Below are 18,982 nucleotides of genomic sequence, written 5' to 3' on the forward strand. Positions count from 1 at the left end.
CCGGCGCGCGGCGGTCCGCCACTCGCGCCGGTCGTCCTGCCGGCCGACGGCCGACGGCCGTGCCTCCGGCCTGGAGGCGCGGCTCCCGCCCTCCGGCGAGCGGACTTCCGGACACCCCGGCTCCACCCCTGACCGACCCGTCACGGGACCGGCCGTCGTCCGACGCGCCACCGGCACGGGAGGCACGGATCCGGCCCGCCCGTGAGCCGACGTCCCGGCACCCCGGCTCCACCCTCCGACCGCCCGCCACGAGCGCGGCAGACCTCCCGGGTCCGACCGGCCCCGACAGCGCGGCACGGCGCCGGCTCCGGACGGGCGGGACGTCGACGACCAGGACCAGGACCAGGACCAGGACCAGGACCAGGACCACCCACTCCACACCCCGCGGCCGCGGCCGCGGCTCCACCAACACCGTCACGGGCGGACGGGCCGGCACCGCAACGGACGACCGGACACCGCCACGCACACGGGGACGGCCCCGGCTCCTCGCGGAACCGGGGCCGTCCCCGTGTGCGTCGAGCGGTCGCCCGGTGGTCAGGGCACCGTGACCGTGAAGCAGCCGAGCGAGACGTTGCCGCCCGCACCGGTGTTCACGGCGGTCACGCAGAGCTGCTGCGTGCCCGAGGCCGCCGGCACCGTCGCCTCGAACCCGTGCTGCGCGCCGGCGGCCGGGTAGGCCTTCCCGACGTCGGTGCGGGTGACGTTCGCCGTCAGCGGGGTGACCGTGGAGCCGACCTGCGCGTTCACGGTGATCGCCGTCGCGGGGGTGTCCGCGTCGAACGACCAGCCGCGGAGGGCGATGCCGCCCGCGACGCCGCTGACCGAGTCGACGACACCGCGCGGCGGGGTCCCCGGGTCACCGGCGACGGTGACCTGGCGGCACCCGAGGTCGGTGTCACCGCCGGCCCCGTCGTTCACAGCGGTGAGGCAGACGGTCTGCGTGCCGGTCGCCGCCGGGATCGTCGCGTCGAACCCGGTGGTCCCGGTCGCGGCCGGGTACGCCTTCGGCACGTCGGTCCGCGCGCCGGACGCGGTGATCGTCGTCGTGGTCCCACCGACGGTGGCGCGGACGGCGATCGGCTTCGCCGTGTCGGGGTCGAACGCCCACCCGGAGACCCGGACACCGCCGGACACCGCGGTGGCCCCGTCGTACCAGCCGATCGGCTTGCTGCCGGCGTCGGCGACGGTCACCGTCCAGCAGCCGAGGGAGGCGTCGCCGCCCGTTCCGGTGTTGCCGGCGGAGAGGCAGATCTGGTTGACCCCGGTGCGGGCCGGGACGGTCGTCTCGAACCCGTGTGCCGATCCGGCCGCCGGGTAGGCGTTGCCGACGTCCGTGCGGGTGCCGTTCGCCGTGATCTTCGTCACGGTGGAGCCGACCGTCGCCGTGATCGTCAGCGGGGTCTTCGGCGTGTCGGTGTCGAACGCCCAACCCCGCACCGCGATCCCGCCCGGAGCGGCGACGACCGAGTCGACGTTGCCGCGGGGCGGCGTGCCCGGGTCGACGACCGGCTGCGGCACGGTGACCGTCTTGCAGCCGAGGTCGGTGTCCTTGCCCGATCCGACGTTGACCGCCGTGGCGCACACGGTCTGCGCTCCCGCCGGCGCGGCGACCTTGCCCGCGAAGCCGCTCGATGCGCCGGCCTTCGGGTAGACCTTCTGCACGTCGCTGCGGGTCTGGTTCGTGGTCATCGTCGTGACCGTCGAGCCGACCGTGAACCGGATGGTGAGCGGACCGGTGGCGTCCGCGTCGAAGGCCCAGCCACTGACCGAGATGCCGCCGTCGGTGGCCGTCGCGGAGTCGAACACACCGGCCGGCGAGTTGCCGCTCGCCGCCGCGATCGTGACGGTCTTGCAGCCGAGCGTCGTGTTCGCGCTCCCGGCGCCCTGGTTGATGCCGAAGGCGCAGACGTCGTACGTCCCCGGCGACAGGGTCATCGTCGTCTGGAAGCCGTGCGCCGCACCGTAGGCCGGGTAGGCCGCGGCCACGTCCGGACGGGACTGGTCCGCCGTCGCGTGCTGGCCCTGGGCGCCTGCGTAGACGTCGACCGGGATCGAGGCCGTCGTGTCCGGGTCGATCGCCCAGCCGCGGAGCGTCACGGTGCTGCCGGACGTCGTGACCGAGTCCAGGTTGCCGATCGGGTTGCCAGTCGGGACGTCCACGGTCTGGCAGCCCGCGCCGGTGTTCCCGCCGCCCTGCGTGTCGATGAAGAACAGGCACACCTGGTGCTGCCCGCCCGCGATGCGGAAGGTGCCCGAGAACCCGTGGTTAGCGCCGTTCGCCGGGTACGCCGCGGCGATGTCCGCTCGAGCCAGGTTCGCGGTGAGTGCCCCGGCGGCGTTGCCGTCGATGTACACGTGGACCTGGGTCGGGGTCTTCGGTGCGTCCGGGTCGATCGTCCACCCGGCGACGCTGACCGTCCCGACGCCGGCGGTCACGGACTCGACGTTGCCGAAGGGCTGCGACGCACCGGTCGGCGAGCCGAACCAGTTCGAGTAGTAGGTGAAGAAGTTGAGGTTGCCGTACGCGCCGCACGCCTTGTCGGTACGGCCGGCGAGCACGTTCGCGTTCGGCTGGTAGGGCGTGTAGTAGTACAGCGCCGCGGTCGCCCTGTTCTGGACCGTCACCTGGCTGGAGCCGCAGCCCGGGTCCGGGTTGAAGCGCACCGCCGACGGGACACCGATCGGGTACCAGGTGAAGTAGTTGCTCGTTCCGGCCGGGTTGCCGTAGCGCTTGAGCTGCCACGCGGCGAGGTAGATCTGGTTGTACAGGCCCGCGTACGCCGGGTCGCACCACCCGGGCTTCGCGGTGTTGTCCGGGCAGGCGTAGCCCATCGCCCGGTCCAGGCGCGCGTCGGACGGGGCGCTCATCGTGACGAGCGACTGCTCCTTCTGCAGGATCACGAGCAGCGCCTTGGCGCTGATGCTGCAGGACTGCTGCACCTTGAAGATGATCGACGAGGTCAGCTCGCCGACCGCGCCCTGGTAGGCGCCGCACATCGCGTCGCCCGAGCGCGACGAGGTGTCGGTCCGCTTCAGCCGCAGACAGTTGCCGTTCCCGCAGGAGGGCTCGTTCGCCTCGAGGAACGACTGGATCTGCGCCTGCGACATCGCGTTCGCGTTGTAGAAGTTCGCGTCCGAGATGAAGTTGCCGGCCTGGAACGTCGCGGCCCCGGCGGAGTTCGACTGCACGGCCACGAGACCGCCGACCACGGTCGCGACGAGCGCGAGCGCGATGGCTCCTCGGAACCAGATGGATCGCAGCAGCGCTGCCATGGTGCTTCCCCTTCGGGCGTCCGCCGTGTGTCCACACGGCGCCTGATCACCTGCTGACCGGGACCCAGCAGACATGGACAGTCAGATGCTATGCGATAACACGAGTTCACATCAGTCCCACGTGCCTCCCGCGATCGGGGGGTCCGGGTGACCAGCAGGTGGTCGCATGCGACGACGGGCGGGGTGACCACCTGCTGACGGACACGGCAGGGCGGACGGGAAGCGCGCCTCCCGTCCGCCCCGCTGCTCGCGTCGGCGACCGCTCCGGTCGATCCGCTCCGGTCAGTCCGTGCTGCTGGCCGCGGTGCTCGCCGCGTCGGCGGCCGGCGCCGCCGGTGCGGCCTGCGCTGCGGCACCGGCCTCGGCCTCTGCCTCGGCTGCCGCGAGCGTGCCGGCCGGCGCCTGGGCCGGCGCCTGCTCGGCGAGGACGCCCTCGGGGTCCACCAGGAACGGGTAGATGTGCTCGAGCGCGTGGTCCCACGAGCTGTGGTGCTCGTCGATCGTGCGCAGTGCGCCCGCCGAGAGCTTCCGGCGGAGCTGCGCGTCCCGGATCAGCGTGTCGAGGTTCTCCACCATGTCGTCGAGCGACCGCATGGTGAGCTGCGAGTTCTCGTCGTCACGGAACAGCCAGGTGAACCACTCGCTGTCCGGTGCGACCATCGGCACACCGCTCGCCATGAGCTCGAGCGGCAGGTACGACGGGTGGCGCGAGATCTGCATGGTGAGCCCGATGTCGGTCTCGCGGTAGACGCGACCGGTGGCGCGGTAGTCGAGCAGCCCCATGTCGATGAAGTCGGCGCTCTGCGGCAGGTACCGTGCCCCGGCCGCGACGATGCGCACACCGTCGCCGTGCCGGCGCTTGATCTCGGTGAGCGCCTGGAAGACGAGCTCCCAGCAGTTGCGGAAGTGGTCGCGCGCGTAGGCGAAGATCGTGACGGGCTCGTCCTCACCCTTCTCGCGGCGGCCGTCCGGGTGGTAGATCGAACGGTCGACGGCCGGCGTGAACGGGATCGACTTCCCGCCGTACTCCCCCGAGTAGATGCGGTGCATGCTCTCGGTGTTGCAGATGCCGTACAGGCCGAGCCGGTAGCTCTCCTCGGCCATCGCGAACATGCTCGACGCCGGGTAGAACGCGGGCTCGTAGTCCTGCATGAGGTAGAACTTGCGCGGTGCGCTGTCCGAGCGCGCGACGTGCATCGCGGTCAGCCAGAGCGTCGCGATCGCGGCGTCCGCCTCGGGCACCGCGGCGATCTGCTCGTCGGACCCGTCGTAGAACATCACCTCGGACTCGGCGAGCGACGGGAAGGCCGCGGCGATGGCGGACTTGATGTACGCCTCGTTCGGCTGCGCGTACGCGATGAAACGGTGGTGCACGCCGTGCTCGCGCGTGAGCTTGTCGGCCAGGCGGAACGCGGTGTTCAGGCCGCCGAAGAACGGCATGTCGACGTCCGGGATGAACCAGTTGATCGTCCGGACGGCGCGCGGGCCCGTCGTCCGGGCGTGCAGTTCGTGCACGCGTTCGACGGTCCCGTGCGTGATCGAGGCGACGCCGAGCAGCGACTTCGCCTCGTCGGAGATCGACGAGCTCTGCGCGACCTTCGTGTAGGCCCGACCGAGCACCGCGAAGGCGAGCTGGACCGGCTTCGGGTCGCGGGTGCTCGCGAAGCGCGGCACCGCGGACAGCCGGGAGACGTTCGGCGACGAGTACGGGTCGCCGTTCTGGAGCCACGGGTGGTAGCGCCAGTAGCTGGCGTAGAAGTCCTCCATCGGCACCGAGGTGCCGCGGGTGATCGACTCGTAGTGGCGCACCATGTCGAACGGGATGACCACGTTGCGGCGGCCCGCGATGATCTGGTCGAGGCCGAGCACGACGTCGCTACCGGTGAGGATGAAGCGCTCGTCGAGGCCGTTCACCGCCTCGAAGTGCTCGCGGCTGATCGCGACGCACGCGCCCGTGACCGCGAGCGAGTCGCGGTACCACCGGGTCGAGCCGAGCAGCGTCTCGCTCCCGGGACGCATGCCCGTGAACAGGTTGTCGGCGAACCCGTTCGGGCCGACCATCACGCCGCCGTGCTGGATGAGCCCGTCGCCCTGGCGGTGCTGCATGCCCACCGTCGCGACGCCGTCGCGCTCGAGCATGCCGACCATGTCCCGGAGCCACGTCGGGTCGACGATCTCCGTGTCGTCGTTGAGCATCACCACGACGTCGCCGTCGGTCGAGCGCACGCCGACGTTGTTCACGCGCGAGTAGTTGAACGGCGTCTCGGTCCACCAGATGACCTTCGGCACGATGCCGTGCTCGCCGGCCGCGTACCAGGCCGCGCGCTCCTCGGTCTCGCCGCCGTTGTCGACGACGGTGACGTCGAACTCGGGGTAGTCGGTGCGGGCCAGGCTCGGCAGCAGGCGGTCGAGGTTCCCGCGGTTGTGCCGGGTCGGGATGACGATCGACACCTTCGGCCACGCCTGCGGCTCGAAGGAGACCCGGACGACGCCGTCCTGCGGTCGCGTCGAGACGGTGTGGCCCTGCGACTCGAGCACCTCGCGCACCATCGCCGCGTCGGCGGGCAGCGCGCGCCACGCCGTCTCGTCGACGCGCTCGGAGAGCAGCACGCGCGAGACGTTGCCGACGGTGCGCTCCTCGAGGTCGGCGGAGAGCAGGAACCGCCAGACACCGCGGTCGGACAGGTCCGCCTCCGGCACCTGGGCGACGGTCGCCCGGCTCGCCGCGAACGCGCGCCCGACGTAGTTCGCGCCGAGGAGCATCTCGGGCGACCACATCGGGCGGAACCGCGGCGAGGTCCGACGGCCGCGCTTGCCGATGTGGTCGGAGTCGAGCACGATGAGCCGGAGCGCCGGGTCGATGCGGTGCAGGCGGGCGATGTCCGTGAACGCGTTCGAGCGCAGCACGCTCCCACCGCGCAGGAACATGTAGAAGTCGGCGTCGGTCTGCTCGAGGATGCGCTCGAACGTCGTGCCGCGCGGCACGACGACCACCTGCACGTCCGCGTCACCGCGCTGACCCTGGACGCTCTCGCGGGTCTCCTGGTCGGCCTTCGGGTCCGTGGACTCGACGACCACGGCGAACCGCGTCTCCGACATCCGCTCGAGCGGTGCGTGCGGGATGCGACGCTGCTGCGCGAGGAAGTCGTGGTACGACTCGAACCCGGCGGAGCGCTGCGGGACCTTGGCGAACAGCTGCCGGGTGTCGGCCACCCAGGAGCGCGCGCCCTTGTAGGAGTGGTAGCTCGCGATCGCGATCCCGCGGCCTCGCGAGTTCATCGGGAGCGACTTCCGTGCGCTCTCGACGGCCCAGACCCTGAAGTTGTGCAGCAACGATCCTTCTCCCACTGGTGGCGGTTGACTCCGGCAGTCTAGGGGGTGCTCATCGGGCGCCGACCGACGCGACGGCGTCCAGGTAGGTCGCCCCGTACCGCTCGGTCGGCTCGAGCACGGCCCCCTCGGCCCACTCGTTCCAGGCGTTGAGGAACACCACGGGCGCGTCCGGGGTCACCCGCTCCGCGGACCGGACGGCCTCGGCCAGCCAGCGTCGGAAGGTGAAGGGGTTCGCTCCGTACCAGACGTCGGGAGCGAGCTGCCGCCGAGCCGTGTTGTCGAACCCGACCATCACGCCGGGGGCCACCGCGCCGTACCCCTCCGGGAGGCGCAGGCGCGAGATCGCCCCGTCCGCCGTGCCCCGGTAGCTGAGGATGCGGCCCGCGAAGTCCGGACGGACCCCGAGCTGCCCCTGCTCCTTCCAGTGCCACTCGTGGTTGTGCGGCGGGAAGCCCATCAGTCCGTCGAGCCCGGAGTCCTCGATGCCGTCGGCGTCGAGCCCGTCGAACACCGCGCCGACGTCCACGCCGAGCACGTGCAGCGGTCCGACGCCGGCCGCGTCCGCACGCCGACGCCACTCCGCGATGGTCGCGCGGTGGTCCGGCAGGTGTGCCGGGCGGTACACCGCGATCACGGCGGCGCCGCGGATGCGGAACCAGCGCGGGTCGCCCAGCAGCGGGAGCAGGTGGTCGATGAAGTCCTCGGCGGGGACCTGGTCGTAGTCCTGGGCGATCAGGACGCTGTCGCCCCGGCCGTCCCAGGTGCGGGTCCAGTCCTCGTTCGCCCACATCACACAGAACCGCTGGTCGGTGTCGCTCGCGGCGAGGCGCTCGAGCGGCATGTCCATCAGGCGCTTGCCCGCGAACCAGTAGTGGTAGTACATGAACGCCCCGATGCCGGCGTCCCGCGCGAGGCGGGTCTGGGCGGCCCGGACCTCGTCGCGGTGCAGGTCGTAGAACCCGAGCGCGCCGGGCAGCATCGGCTGCGCGTGCCCGTGGTAGTCGGGGACGGCGCGCGTGACGTTCGTCCACTCGGTGAAGCCGGCGCCCCACCACGCGTCGTTCTCCGGGAAGGTGTGGAACTGCGGCAGGTAGAAGGGCACGAGCTCGGCGCGCACCGCCGGCTCGGGCCGTCGTGCGGGCAGGTCGTCGACGGCCGACACGGTCAGACCGCTCTCCACGGTGAGCACCCCGAGCAGCCGCTCGACGGCGTGCGCCGTGGTGCCGTCGATCTCGCCGCGCTCGTCCGGGAAGTCGTCGCGGTCCATCCGCAGGGCACGGAGGCCGCGGAGCACGAAGCCCTTCGTCCAGTACACCGAGCCGGCCGGGAACCGCAGGTCGATGACGAGGTCCTCGAGCTCGAGGCGTCGCAGCAGCGACCGGACGCCGTGCTCGTCGGCGCCCCAGTGCTCGGCGCCGACGATGGACGCGCCCGAGGTCACCATGCCCGCGTCGGTGTGCCGGAGCGCCTCGATCACGCGCGCGACCTGGTCGCGGTCGCCGAGCACGGCGTCGAGCAGTTCGCCGCGCCAGTCGGCTCCGCTCCCCTGCAGCGACTCGTGGTCGGCGCGCCAGGCCGATCGCTTCGTGTGCACCTTGAGCACGGCGTCGTAGCCGTCGAGCAGCCCGGCGTTCACGACGGACACGAGCGGCAGGACGTCGCGACCGCGGTTCTCGATCGGCAGGACGACGACGCGGCGCACCAGGTCGAGCGCGCTCGTGTCGACCGCGACGTCCACGCCCTCGGTCACCGTGACCACGAGGTCGAACGGCTCGGGCACGGACCGCAGCCGCTCGACGAGCCCGGGCAGCAGTTCCGGGTAGTGCACGTGCAGCACGACCGCCACGCGCGGGGGCGCGTCGCGCTCCGCCGGGGTGCGATCGCGGTCGGCCGCGGCGACCAGGTCGCGCCAGTGCTCGGGGAACCCGACGAAGCGGCCGCCGGAGCGTCGCTGCACCCAGGTGCCGAAGTCGTAGGACGGCAGGGCCGCGGTCTCGGCGGCGGCGGCCTCGCGGAGCAGTGCCCGTCCGAGGCTGATGCGGTACCGCCCCAGGCGTCGCTTCGCCCCGGCCCACGTTCGGATCCTGATGATGTCGCCCCTTCCGATCGCGAGGAGCGAGGGTCGGACCGCTGCTCCAGGCGGTCTATCGTAGTATCTCCGCGGCGATCGTCAGGTCGCCGCCGGTCTGCGCGTCCGCGTGACCGAAGCCCCCGTGAGGAGACCGCAGCACATGCCAGACGCGAGCGCAGTGGCCAACGAACGTGCGGAGCGGCTCGCCACCGAGCCCTGGCAGCACGCCGGGGCGAACGGCAGCGGACTCGTCGGGTTCGCCAACACCGTCCGCGACATCTGGGTCCAGCGCGAACTGCTCGGCATGCTCACGAAGCGCGAGCTGAAGGCCCGGTACAAGGACTCGTCGCTCGGCTTCCTCTGGAGCCTCGCCCGGCCGCTCACGCAGCTGTTCATCTACTACGTGGTGCTCGGGACGTTCCTCGGCAACGCCAAGGCGATCGACAACTTCGCGATCTACATCTTCTCCGGCCTGACGATCTTCACCGTCTTCCAGGAGATCGTCGGCGCCGGCACCGCGTCCATCGTGGTGAACGCGGGGCTCGTCAAGAAGGTCTACCTGCCGCGCGAGATCTTCACGCTGTCCTCGGTCGGGTCGTCGCTGTTCAACTTCCTCATCCAGTTCGCCATCCTGCTCGTCGCGGCGCTCGCGCTGCAGACCGTGGCGTTCGGCTGGGACCTGCTCTACGGCGTGGGTGCCCTCGTCCTGACGATCGTGTACGCCGTCGCGCTCGCGCTCCTGCTCGGCGCCCTGAACGTGTACCTCCGCGACGTCCAGTACCTCGTCGAGGTCGTGCTCATGCTCGCCATGTGGGGCTCGCCGATCGTCTACTCGTGGACGCAGGTCGCCGACCGCGTGCCCGGCTGGCTCACCGAGATCTACCTCAACAACCCCGTCACCATCGCCGTGATCGGCTTCCAGCAGGCGATGTGGGGCGAGACGAGCCACGGCACCACGCCGGACCACCTCGCCACCCGCATGCTCGTCGCGCTCGTCGTCGGCCTCGTGCTGCTGTTCGTCTCGCAGCGGGTCTTCTCCCGCCTGCAGGGCAACTTCGCCCAGGAGCTCTGATCGATGTCCCCCGCCACCCCCATCGTCCGCGTCCAGGACGTCTCCAAGCGGTTCGTGCTGCACAAGGAGAAGAGCCTCAAGGAGCGCGTCCTCAGCGCCGGTCGGAACAGCGCGTTCCGTGAGGACTTCTGGGCCCTCCGCAACGTCGACCTCGAGATCGACTCCGGCTCGACGGTCGGGCTCATCGGGCCGAACGGCTCGGGCAAGTCGACGCTGCTGAAGACCATCGGCGGGATCATCCAGCCGACGAGCGGCTCCGTCGTGCGCCGGGGTCGGATGGCCGCGCTGCTCGAGCTCGGCGCGGGCTTCCACGCCGACCTGACCGGCCGCGAGAACGTCTACCTGAACGCGTCGATCCTCGGGCTCTCGCGCACCCAGACCGACCGCTACTTCGACGACATCGTCGACTTCTCCGGCATCGCGGAGTTCATCGACACGCAGGTGAAGTTCTACTCGAGCGGCATGTACGTCCGGCTCGCGTTCGCCGTCGCGGTGCACGTCGACCCCGACCTGCTCCTCGTGGACGAGGTCCTCGCCGTCGGCGACGAGGCGTTCCAGAAGAAGTGCCTCGACAAGATCGCGTCGTTCCAGGCCGAGGGCCGGACGATCGTGCTCGTCACGCACACGCTGAACCAGATCACCGACCTCTGCTCCCGCGCGCTCGTGCTCGCCCGGGGCAACGTCATGTTCGACGGCGACCCGACGGACGCCGTGAGCGTGCTGCGCTCCGGGTTCCAGACCACCATCGACGCGGACGCCGCCAACGCCGAGCGTCCGGCCCAGGCCGCGACCCCCGCGTTCGACATCGCCCGGGTGCGTTCGATCGTGGTCGACGGCGAGCACGACCGGAGCACCGACCAGGTCGTCGTCGCCCCGGACCGTCCGCTCACCATCGACGTCGAGCTCGACGCGAAGACGCAGCTCGACGACTGGGGCATCGGCGTGCACGTCGACAACCCGTTCGGGCAGGTCGTGGTCGGCACGCACACCGACATGCTCAAGGTGCCGACACCGTCGTTCCAGGGCTCCCGGACGGTGCGCTTCACGTTCTCCGACGTCCGTCTCGGCGGCGGCGAGTACCGCGTCACCAGCGCGCTGTTCGGCCGCGGCGGCCAGGAGATCCACCGCCTCACCGAGGGCGCGACCTTCACGGTCCGCCCGAACAGCAGCTCGTACGGTCCGATCGGCGCCGCAGCCGCGATCCAGTTCTGACGCCGGTGGCGCCTGCGGTCGAGGTCGTCGTCGTCAACTGGCGACGCGCGGACCTGACGATCGAGTGCGTCGAGTCGCTCCTCCCCCAGCTCGCGGAGGTCGACGCCGTCGTCACGGTCGTCGACAACGCGTCCGGCGACGGCTCGGTCGAGCGGCTGCGGAGCGCCCTGCCCGGGGTGCGCGTCCTGGAGAGCCCCGTCAACGGCGGCTTCGGCGCGGGTGTCGACCTCGCCGCGGGTGCCTCGACCGCCGACGTGCTCGTGCTGCTCAACAACGACGCGGTCGCGCGGCCCGGCTTCCTCCGGGCCCTGACCGCCCCGGTCCTCGACGGCAGCGTCACCGGCGCCACGACGGCCAGGATCCTCCTGCGCGCCGAGCCCGGCGAACCGGTCCGCACCAACTCGACCGGCAACGTCGTCGACCGGTCCGGCAACGGCGGCGACCGGGACTGGCTCGTCCCGCACCCCGCCGACGCCGACCCGGAGGTGTTCGGCTTCTGCGGCGGCGCCTGTGCGATCGCGATGCCGGCGTTCCGCCAGGCCGGCGGGTTCGACGAGTCGCTCTTCATGTACTACGAGGACACCGACCTCAGCTGGCGACTGCGCCGTCTCGGGCACGGCGTCCGGTTCGTCGGCGACGCGGTCGCGGTGCACCGGCACGCGTCCTCGCTCGGGACCGGGTCGGCGGGGTTCGTCACCGCCAACACGCGGAACCGCGTGGTCGTGGCGGTCAAGAACGCCCCGTGGGGCGTCGTCGCCCGCGCCGTGGCGCGGACGGTCGTCCGCACCGCCCTCGACAGCGCGGCCCGCGACCCGCGCGCACGCGACCGTGGGCGCGCCGAGCGGCACGGAATCGCCCAGGCCGTGACGCGCCTCCCGGCCGCGCTCCGCGCCCGACGCACCATCGACCGGACCGCCACCGCGCCGCGTCCCCGACTCGACGGCTGACCCGGCCGGGAGGCGCGCCCCGCCTCCGCTGGTCGCGTCCGGCCCGTCGTCGTCCCGGACGCGACGCAGTCCGCGCGCAGCGCGGCGCGGTCAGCGCTTGGAGCTGAGCCGCAGCGCCTCGCGGCGCACGCGGTCCCGGACCCGTTCCGCGACCAGGCGCGGCCCGCCCTGCCGCAGCAGCCGTGCGAAGGTCCGCACGTCGTCCAGACGGGTGCGTGCCGGTAGCGGCGGCGGGTCCTCGACCATGTTCCAGATCGGCACCTGGCTGCGCTCGGGCGCGTCCATGAAGTCGAGCAGCGGGCCGAGCACGCGCTCCCAGGTCATCGCGGTCGCGAGGTCGCGGGACGCAGCCGCCCACGCCTCGCGGGCCGGTGCGTCGCGGGCAGCCCGGACGATCGCCGCGGCCAGGGCGTCCACGTCGCCGACCGGCACGGTGATCCCGTTGCCGTGCTGCTCGACGAGGTCGGCGAACACGTCGCCCTCGCTCGTGATGATCGGCAGGCCGGCCCACAGGTAGTCGAGGTTGCGGGTGCGGAAGCTGAAGCGGGTCTCGAGCCCCGCGGGGTGCGTGGTGACCCCCACGTCGGCCTCGGCGAGGTAGCCGGCGCGCTCGTCGTAGGGCACCCACTCCTCGTTGAACACCACGTGCGTCCCGAGGATCCCGAGCTCGCGGGCCAGGCTGACCGCCTGGTCCGGGACCGCGTGTCCGTCGAGCCAGGCGTTCGGGTGCACCTTCGCCATGAAGAACAGCCGCAGCTCGGGGACCTCGTGCCGTGCGACGTCGACCGCGCGGATGAGGGTCAGCGGGTCGAACCAGTCGTAGATGCCGCCGCCCCAGACGAGGACGAAGTCGTCGGTGCCGATCCCGTCGACGACACCGCGCAGGACACCCGTCGTCGGTTCGAAGGGCTGGTCGGTGACCCCGAACGGGGCGATGCGCACGAGGTCGTCGATGCTCCCGCTGCCGTCACCCGCCGCCGCGCCGGCGCGACCGTTCACCGGGCGCACCCGACCGAGCGCGGCCAGCTGGCCGATCCAGAGGTCCCGCTGTCGGTCGTTGGCGCAGAGCACCAGGTCGGCCCGGGAGAGCTGCGCGTTGAGCTCCTTCGTCAGCTCGCTCACGACGCGGGTCTCCTCATCGCGGTCGAAGCCGTGCTGGCGCCCGAGGAACTCCAGGTGGAACGGGTCGTAGAGGTCCATCACCTGGATCTGCGGGCGCACCGCCAACCAGGGCATCGAGGCGTAGAAGCCGCCCTGGAAGACGACGACGTCGGACTCGTCGACCAGCGCCTCGGCGTTGTCGCCGCGGAACTCGACGACGCGGAAGCCCTCGCCCTCGCGCGAGACGGACCGTGAGGACGCGATGGTCACGTGGTGGTTGCGGGCGGTGAGCGCGCGGGCGATCTCCCACGCGCGGATCGCCGGGCCGGCGAGGCGCTCGGAGATCGGCTCGCCCACGATGAGGAGCACGCGCGCGCGAGCAGGGACACGGGTTGTGGTCACCTGAGCGAGCGTAGCGGCTGGCGGGGTCCGTTATGCTTGACGCTGCCCTGCCAGCCGAGAGGAACCGTACAGCTCCATGACCGTTCCGCTGCTGATCGACGGGACGGCGGTGCCGGAACGTCTCGGGGGCGTGGGGCGCTACCTCGAGGGGCTCGTCGCCGGCCTGCACGAACTCGGTGCGCCGTTCGCGCTCGTCCTGCGCCGCGGACACGTCGAGCACTTCCGGGCGATCGCCCCGTCGGCGCGCATCACCGTGGCCCCGGACTGGATCCGTTCGCGACCGCTGCGCTTCGTCTGGGAGCAGTTCGGACTCCCCCTGCTCCGCCTGCGCGCCGGCGCCCGGGTGCTGCACTCCCCCCACTACACGTTCCCGCTCCTGGCGCACCGCACGGTCGTCACGCTGCACGACGCGACCTTCTTCACCGACCCGGGCGCGCACGTGCCGGTCAAGCGCTGGTTCTTCCGCGCCTGGACCCGCGCCGCACTCGCTCGTCGCCGCGTCTGCCTCGTGCCGAGCGCCGCGACCGCCGACGCCCTCCGCGCCCACGTCCGACCGGTGCGGGCCGAGCTCGCGGTGGCACACCACGGCGTCGACCGCCGGGTCTTCCACGAGCCGAGCGACGCCGACGTCGCGGCCGCGGCAGCCGAGGTCGGCCTCGATCGCGGGCGCGGGTGGATCGCGTTCCTGGGGACGATCGAACCGCGCAAGAACGTCGGCCCGCTCGTCGAGGCCCACCGCCGGCTCCGTCGCGACCACCCGGGCACGCCCGACCTCGTCGTCGCGGGACAGCGCGGGTGGGACCCGGTCGCGGCCGCCGCCCTCGACGCCGTGGGGCCGCAGGACGGCGTGCACGAGGTCGGCTACCTGCCCGTCGAGACCCTGCCCGGTCTGCTCGGCGGCGCCACGGTCGTGGCCTACCCGAGCTCCGCCGAGGGCTTCGGGCTGCCCGTGCTCGAGGCGATGGCGACGGGCGCGTGCGTGCTGACCACCGACCGCACCGCACTGCCCGAGGTCGGCGGCGACGCGGTCGCGTACACCGAACCCGACGCGGCAGCGATCGCCGAGGCGCTCCGCTCGCTCCTCGCCGACCCCGACCGCCGCGACGCACTCGGCACGGCAGCGGTCACCCGCGCCGCCGGGTTCACCTGGGCCGCGACCGCGCGCGCCCACCTCGACGCCTTCCGGAGCGCGCGATGAGCCGCGTCGCCGTCGTCACCGTCGCGTACGACTCGACCGACGCCCTCGACGGCTTCCTCGCGAGCGTGCGCGCGTCCGACGGGTACGCCGACGTCGACGTGGTCGTGGTCGACAACGCCTCGTCGGAGCAGGCCGCCGAGCGGGCCGTCGCCGAGCGCCACGGTGCCCGGTTCGTCGACCTGCCCGACAACCGCGGCTACGGCGGCGGTGTCGCGGCGGGCGTGGCGACGCTCGGCGCCGACGTCGAGTACGTGCTCGTGTCCAACCCGGACGTCGAGGTCACCCCCGGTGCGATCGGAACACTCGTCGAGGCCGCGACCCGGACCCCGGACGGCGCCGTCTTCGGCCCGCGCATCATCGACGCCGACGGCGAGGTGTACCCGTCGGCGCGGAACCTGCCGTCGATCCGGACCGGGATCGGGCACGCCGCGTTCGGACGGATGTGGCCGGGCAACCCGTGGTCGGTGCGGTACAAGGCCGAACGTGACACCGACCGCGAGCGCGACGCCGGGTGGCTCTCCGGGGCGTGCCTGCTCGTCCGGCGGGACCGCTTCGCGGCGCTCGGCGGGTTCGACGAGGGCTACTTCATGTACTTCGAGGACGTCGACCTCGGCGCCCGCGTCACCGAGGCCGGCTGGGCGAACCGGTACGTCCCGAGCGCCGTCGTCACGCACAGCGGCGCGCACTCGACGGCCCGCAACGTGAAGCGGATGGAGCGCGAGCACCACAGGAGCGCCTACCGCTTCCTGTCCCGTCGGTACGACGCGTGGTGGCTCGCGCCCCTGCGGCTCGTGCTCCGCGTCGGGCTCACCGCACGCGCGCGCTGGGTCACCCGCGGGCAGCGCTGACCCCGTCCCGACGCCTCCGGCACGTGCAGGACGCCCCGGCCTCGTCGAGGCCGGGGCGTCCCGTGTCAGGTGTCCCGTCGGACGGTCGCGGTCAGCGGCCGAGGAGTCGACGCAGGTACACGCCGTACCCGCTCTTGACCAGCGGCGCGGCGATCTGCGCGAGCGCGTCGTCGTCGATCCAGCCGTTGCGCCAGGCGATCTCCTCGATGCAGCCGATCTTGCTGCCCTGGCGGTCCTCGATGACCTTGACGTACTCGGACGCCTGCATCATCGACTCGAACGTGCCGGTGTCCAGCCACGCCGTGCCACGGTCCAGGACCTGCACGCTCAGGGAGCCGTCCTCGAGGTAGCGCTCGTTGACCGTCGAGATCTCGAGCTCGCCGCGCGCGCTCGGCTCGATCGTCTTCGCGATCTCGACGACGCGGTTGTCGTAGAAGTACAGACCGGGCACCGCGTAGTCGGACTTCGGCTGCTCCGGCTTCTCCTCGATGGACAGCGCGCGGAACTCGTCGTCGAACTCGACCACGCCGTACGCGGTCGGGTCGGCGACCTGGTACGCGAAGATCGTGGCACCGGCCACCTCGGTGTTCTTCCGCAGGTTCGTGCCGAGACCCGTGCCGTGGAAGATGTTGTCGCCGAGGACGAGCGCGACGCTGTCGTCGCCGATGAACTCCTCGCCGATGACGAACGCCTGCGCGAGACCGTCGGGCGAGGGCTGGACGGCGAACTCGATCGTCATGCCGAGGTGCGAGCCGTCGCCGAGCAGGGCGCGGAACTGCTCGTTGTACTCCGGCGTCGTGATGACCAGGACCTCGCGGATGCCCGCCATCATGAGCGTCGACAGGGGGTAGTAGACCATCGGCTTGTCGTAGATCGGCATCAGCTGCTTGCTGATGCCCTTCGTGATCGGCCAGAGACGCGTGCCGGAACCCCCGGCGAGGATGATGCCCTTCACGGGGACCCCTTTACTGCTTCGTCCGGAGGGACTCGGTGTACGCGACGCACTCCTCGTACGTCGGCAGCAGGCCCTGCTCGGCGGCCTGCTCGAGCGTCGGTGCGCTCGTGTCCTTCTCGGACAGGACGGGCTCGCCGATGCCGCTCGGGAGCTCGAGACCGACGGTCGGGTCGAGGATGCTGATCCCCTTCTCGCGCTGCGGGTCGTAGTGGGCGCTGACGAGGTAGTTGACCGTGGACTGGTCCTCGAGGGCGACGATCGCGTGACCGAGGCCCTCGGACAGGTACACCGCCCGGCGGTCGACGTCGTCGATGCGCACGGAGTCCCACTGGCCGAACGTCGGCGAGCCGACCCGGATGTCGACGATGTAGTCGATGAACGCCCCGCGGACGGCCGTGACGTACTTCGCCTGGCTCGGCGCGACGAGCGCGTAGTGGATCCCGCGCGCGACCCCGCGCGCCGAGATCGACATGTTCACCTGGCGGAGGTCGAGCGGGTGTCCCACGGTGTCCTCCAGCACGTCGGCACGGTACGCCTCGAGGAAGGCCCCCCGTGCGTCGCCGTGCTGGACGGGGGTGAACTCCCACGCGCCTTGGATCTTCAGTTCGCGGATCTGCACCCGGACACCCTAGCAACCGGCCGTCGGTGCGGACACGCTCCCGCTAGACTGCCCGCCGACCGTCGAACCGATCACTGTTAGGAACAAGCGCGTGAAGATCCTCGTCACCGGAGGGGCCGGCTTCATCGGCTCGAACTTCGTCCGCAGAACCCTCGAGGACGCCTACGCCGGCCTCGAAGGGGCCGAGGTCGTCGTCTACGACGCCCTGACCTACTCGGGCAACCTCGAGAACCTGGCACCGGTGGCCGACTCGCCGCGCTACTCCTTCGTGCAGGGCGACATCCGCGACGCCGCGAAGCTCGACGAGGTCGTCCCGACCGTCGACGCGATCGTGCACTTCGCCGCCGAGTCGCACGTCGACCGCTCGGTCCGCGACTCCGGCATCTTCGTCGAGACGAACGTCGTCGGCACCCAGCGTCTGCTCGACGCGGCGCTGCGCCACGGCACGGAGCGCTTCGTGCACGTCTCCACCGACGAGGTCTACGGCTCGATCAGCGAGGGCTCGTGGGACGAGGAGCGCCCGCTCGAGCCGAACTCGCCGTACTCGGCATCGAAGGCCGGCAGCGACCTGCTCGCGCGGAGCTACCACCGCACCCACGGGCTGAACCTCTCGATCACGCGCTGCTCGAACAACTACGGGCCGTACCACTTCCCCGAGAAGGTCATCCCGCTCTTCGTGACGAACCTGATCGACGACCGCCACGTGCCGCTCTACGGCGAGGGCGACAACATCCGCGACTGGCTGCACGTCGACGACCACACGCGTGGCATCGCGATGGTGCTCACCCGCGGTCGCGCCGGCGAGATCTACAACATCGGCGGCGGCACCGAGCTGACGAACAAGGAGCTCACCCAGCTGCTCCTCGACGCCACCGGCAAGGACTGGTCGTACGTCGACCGCGTCCAGGACCGCCTCGGTCACGACCTCCGCTACTCGGTCGACATCTCGAAGATCCAGGCCGAGCTCGGCTACGAGCCGCAGGTGCCCTTCGAGCAGGGCCTCGCGGACGTCGTGCAGTGGTACCGCGACAACCGTTCGTGGTGGGAGCCGCTGAAGGAGCGGGCCGCGCTCGCGTGAGCCGGACCGACACCATGACCCGGTACCTCATCACCGGCGCGAGCGGCATGCTCGGCCAGGACCTGCAGCACGCCCTCGCGGGTGAGTCGGTGACGGCCCTCGGCCGGGCCGACCTGGACGTCACCGACGCGGACGCGGTCGACGCGGCCGTCGCCGGGCACGACGTCGTCATCAACTCGGCCGCGTACACCAAGGTGGACGACGCCGAGACGCACGAGGACGACGCGCACGCGGTCAACGCCACCGGGCCCGAGCTGCTCGCCCGTGCGGCGGTGCGACACGGTGCGCGACTGATCACCGTGTCGACCGACTACGTCTTCGACGGCCACGGCACCGCGCCCTACGCCGAGGACGCCCCGACCGACCCGATCAACGCCTACGGCCGCACCAAGGCCGACGGCGAGCGCCTGGTGCGCGAGATCGCACCGGACTCGTCGTACGTCGTGCGGACCGCGTGGATCTACGGCGCGCACGGGCCGAACTTCGCCGCGACGATGCTCCGGCTCGCCGCCTCGCACGAGACCGTCAGCGTCGTGACCGACCAGGTCGGGCAGCCGACGTGGACCGGCGACCTCGCGGCCCGGATCGTCGAGCTCGCCCGCTCGGACGCTCCCGCCGGGATCTACCACGGCACGAACGCGGGCCAGGCGTCCTGGTTCGACTTCACCCGGGCGATCTTCGCCGAGAACGGTCTGGACCCGGAGCGCGTGCTGCCGACCGACAGCGGCGCCTTCGTGCGTCCCGCCGCCCGGCCCGCGTACAGCGTCCTCGGGCACGAGGGCTGGGCGCGCGCGGGCATGGCACCGATGCGCGACTGGCGCGAGGCACTGACCGCGGCCGTCCAGGCCGGCGCGCTCAGCCGCTGACCGACCC

Annotated in this window: 13 protein-coding genes; 7 read left to right on the top strand and 6 right to left on the bottom strand. The window is 71.8% G+C overall.

Annotated features, from left to right (window positions below; translation table 11 throughout):
• Positions 1-534 precede the first annotated feature (534 nt).
• The 3 genes from QOL16_RS10975 to QOL16_RS10985 form a co-directional block, all read right to left on the bottom strand.
• The gene (locus QOL16_RS10975) at positions 535-3,273 is read right to left on the bottom strand and encodes a hypothetical protein (protein WP_071284640.1); all 2,739 of its coding nucleotides are present in this window, start codon (positions 3,271-3,273) and stop codon (positions 535-537) included.
• A gap of 282 nt (positions 3,274-3,555) precedes the next feature.
• A complete protein-coding gene (locus QOL16_RS10980) occupies positions 3,556-6,606 on the bottom strand; it encodes a glycosyltransferase (protein ID WP_071284642.1) in 3,051 nt (1,016 codons plus the stop codon).
• A 49-nt stretch (positions 6,607-6,655) separates the two neighbouring features.
• A complete protein-coding gene (locus tag QOL16_RS10985; RefSeq protein ID WP_254780265.1) occupies positions 6,656-8,563 on the bottom strand; it encodes a glycoside hydrolase family 99-like domain-containing protein in 1,908 nt (635 codons plus the stop codon).
• Between the two features lie 274 nt (positions 8,564-8,837).
• On the opposite strand from QOL16_RS10985, the gene QOL16_RS10990 reads away from it, so the two are divergent.
• From QOL16_RS10990 to QOL16_RS11000, 3 genes are read left to right on the top strand one after another with little or no spacing between them, the layout of a single operon-like run.
• Positions 8,838-9,749, top strand: coding sequence for an ABC transporter permease (locus QOL16_RS10990; protein ID WP_083230068.1), 912 nt, complete (start codon positions 8,838-8,840; stop codon positions 9,747-9,749).
• Between the two features lie 3 nt (positions 9,750-9,752).
• Complete coding sequence (locus tag QOL16_RS10995; RefSeq protein WP_065960659.1) at positions 9,753-10,961, top strand: ABC transporter ATP-binding protein; 1,209 nt, start codon at positions 9,753-9,755, stop codon at positions 10,959-10,961.
• Between the two features lie 5 nt (positions 10,962-10,966).
• Positions 10,967-11,908 (top strand): glycosyltransferase family 2 protein, encoded by a 942-nt coding sequence (locus QOL16_RS11000; protein WP_065960657.1) that lies wholly within the window; start codon positions 10,967-10,969, stop codon positions 11,906-11,908.
• A gap of 90 nt (positions 11,909-11,998) precedes the next feature.
• On the opposite strand, the gene QOL16_RS11005 is transcribed toward QOL16_RS11000, so the two are convergent.
• The gene (locus QOL16_RS11005) at positions 11,999-13,411 is read right to left on the bottom strand and encodes a glycosyltransferase (RefSeq protein ID WP_065960654.1); all 1,413 of its coding nucleotides are present in this window, start codon (positions 13,409-13,411) and stop codon (positions 11,999-12,001) included.
• Between the two features lie 76 nt (positions 13,412-13,487).
• On the opposite strand from QOL16_RS11005, the gene QOL16_RS11010 reads away from it, so the two are divergent.
• Together QOL16_RS11010 and QOL16_RS11015 are read left to right on the top strand one after the other, a co-directional pair.
• Complete coding sequence (locus QOL16_RS11010) at positions 13,488-14,609, top strand: glycosyltransferase family 1 protein (RefSeq protein WP_065960652.1); 1,122 nt, start codon at positions 13,488-13,490, stop codon at positions 14,607-14,609.
• Positions 14,606-15,457 (top strand): glycosyltransferase family 2 protein, encoded by an 852-nt coding sequence (locus tag QOL16_RS11015; RefSeq protein WP_065960650.1) that lies wholly within the window; start codon positions 14,606-14,608, stop codon positions 15,455-15,457. The genes QOL16_RS11010 and QOL16_RS11015 overlap by 4 nt, the downstream gene beginning before the upstream one ends.
• 91 nt (positions 15,458-15,548) lie before the next feature.
• Here QOL16_RS11015 and rfbA read toward each other — a convergent pair whose 3' ends face one another.
• Together rfbA and QOL16_RS11025 are read right to left on the bottom strand one after the other, a co-directional pair.
• Positions 15,549-16,412, bottom strand: a complete 864-nt coding sequence (gene rfbA, locus QOL16_RS11020; RefSeq protein ID WP_071284646.1) for a glucose-1-phosphate thymidylyltransferase RfbA — start codon at positions 16,410-16,412, stop codon at positions 15,549-15,551.
• Between the two features lie 10 nt (positions 16,413-16,422).
• Complete coding sequence (locus QOL16_RS11025) at positions 16,423-17,031, bottom strand: dTDP-4-dehydrorhamnose 3,5-epimerase family protein (RefSeq protein WP_065960647.1); 609 nt, start codon at positions 17,029-17,031, stop codon at positions 16,423-16,425.
• Positions 17,032-17,122: 91 nt separating this feature from the next.
• On the opposite strand from QOL16_RS11025, the gene rfbB reads away from it, so the two are divergent.
• Both rfbB and rfbD read left to right on the top strand, forming a co-directional pair.
• Positions 17,123-18,109, top strand: coding sequence for a dTDP-glucose 4,6-dehydratase (gene rfbB, locus QOL16_RS11030; protein ID WP_065960644.1), 987 nt, complete (start codon positions 17,123-17,125; stop codon positions 18,107-18,109).
• Positions 18,110-18,123: 14 nt separating this feature from the next.
• The gene (rfbD, locus tag QOL16_RS11035) at positions 18,124-18,975 is read left to right on the top strand and encodes a dTDP-4-dehydrorhamnose reductase (RefSeq protein ID WP_065960705.1); all 852 of its coding nucleotides are present in this window, start codon (positions 18,124-18,126) and stop codon (positions 18,973-18,975) included.
• Positions 18,976-18,982 lie beyond the last annotated feature (7 nt).

The organism is Curtobacterium sp. MCBA15_004, assembly GCF_001865055.2.
Lineage (GTDB): Bacteria > Actinomycetota > Actinomycetes > Actinomycetales > Microbacteriaceae > Curtobacterium.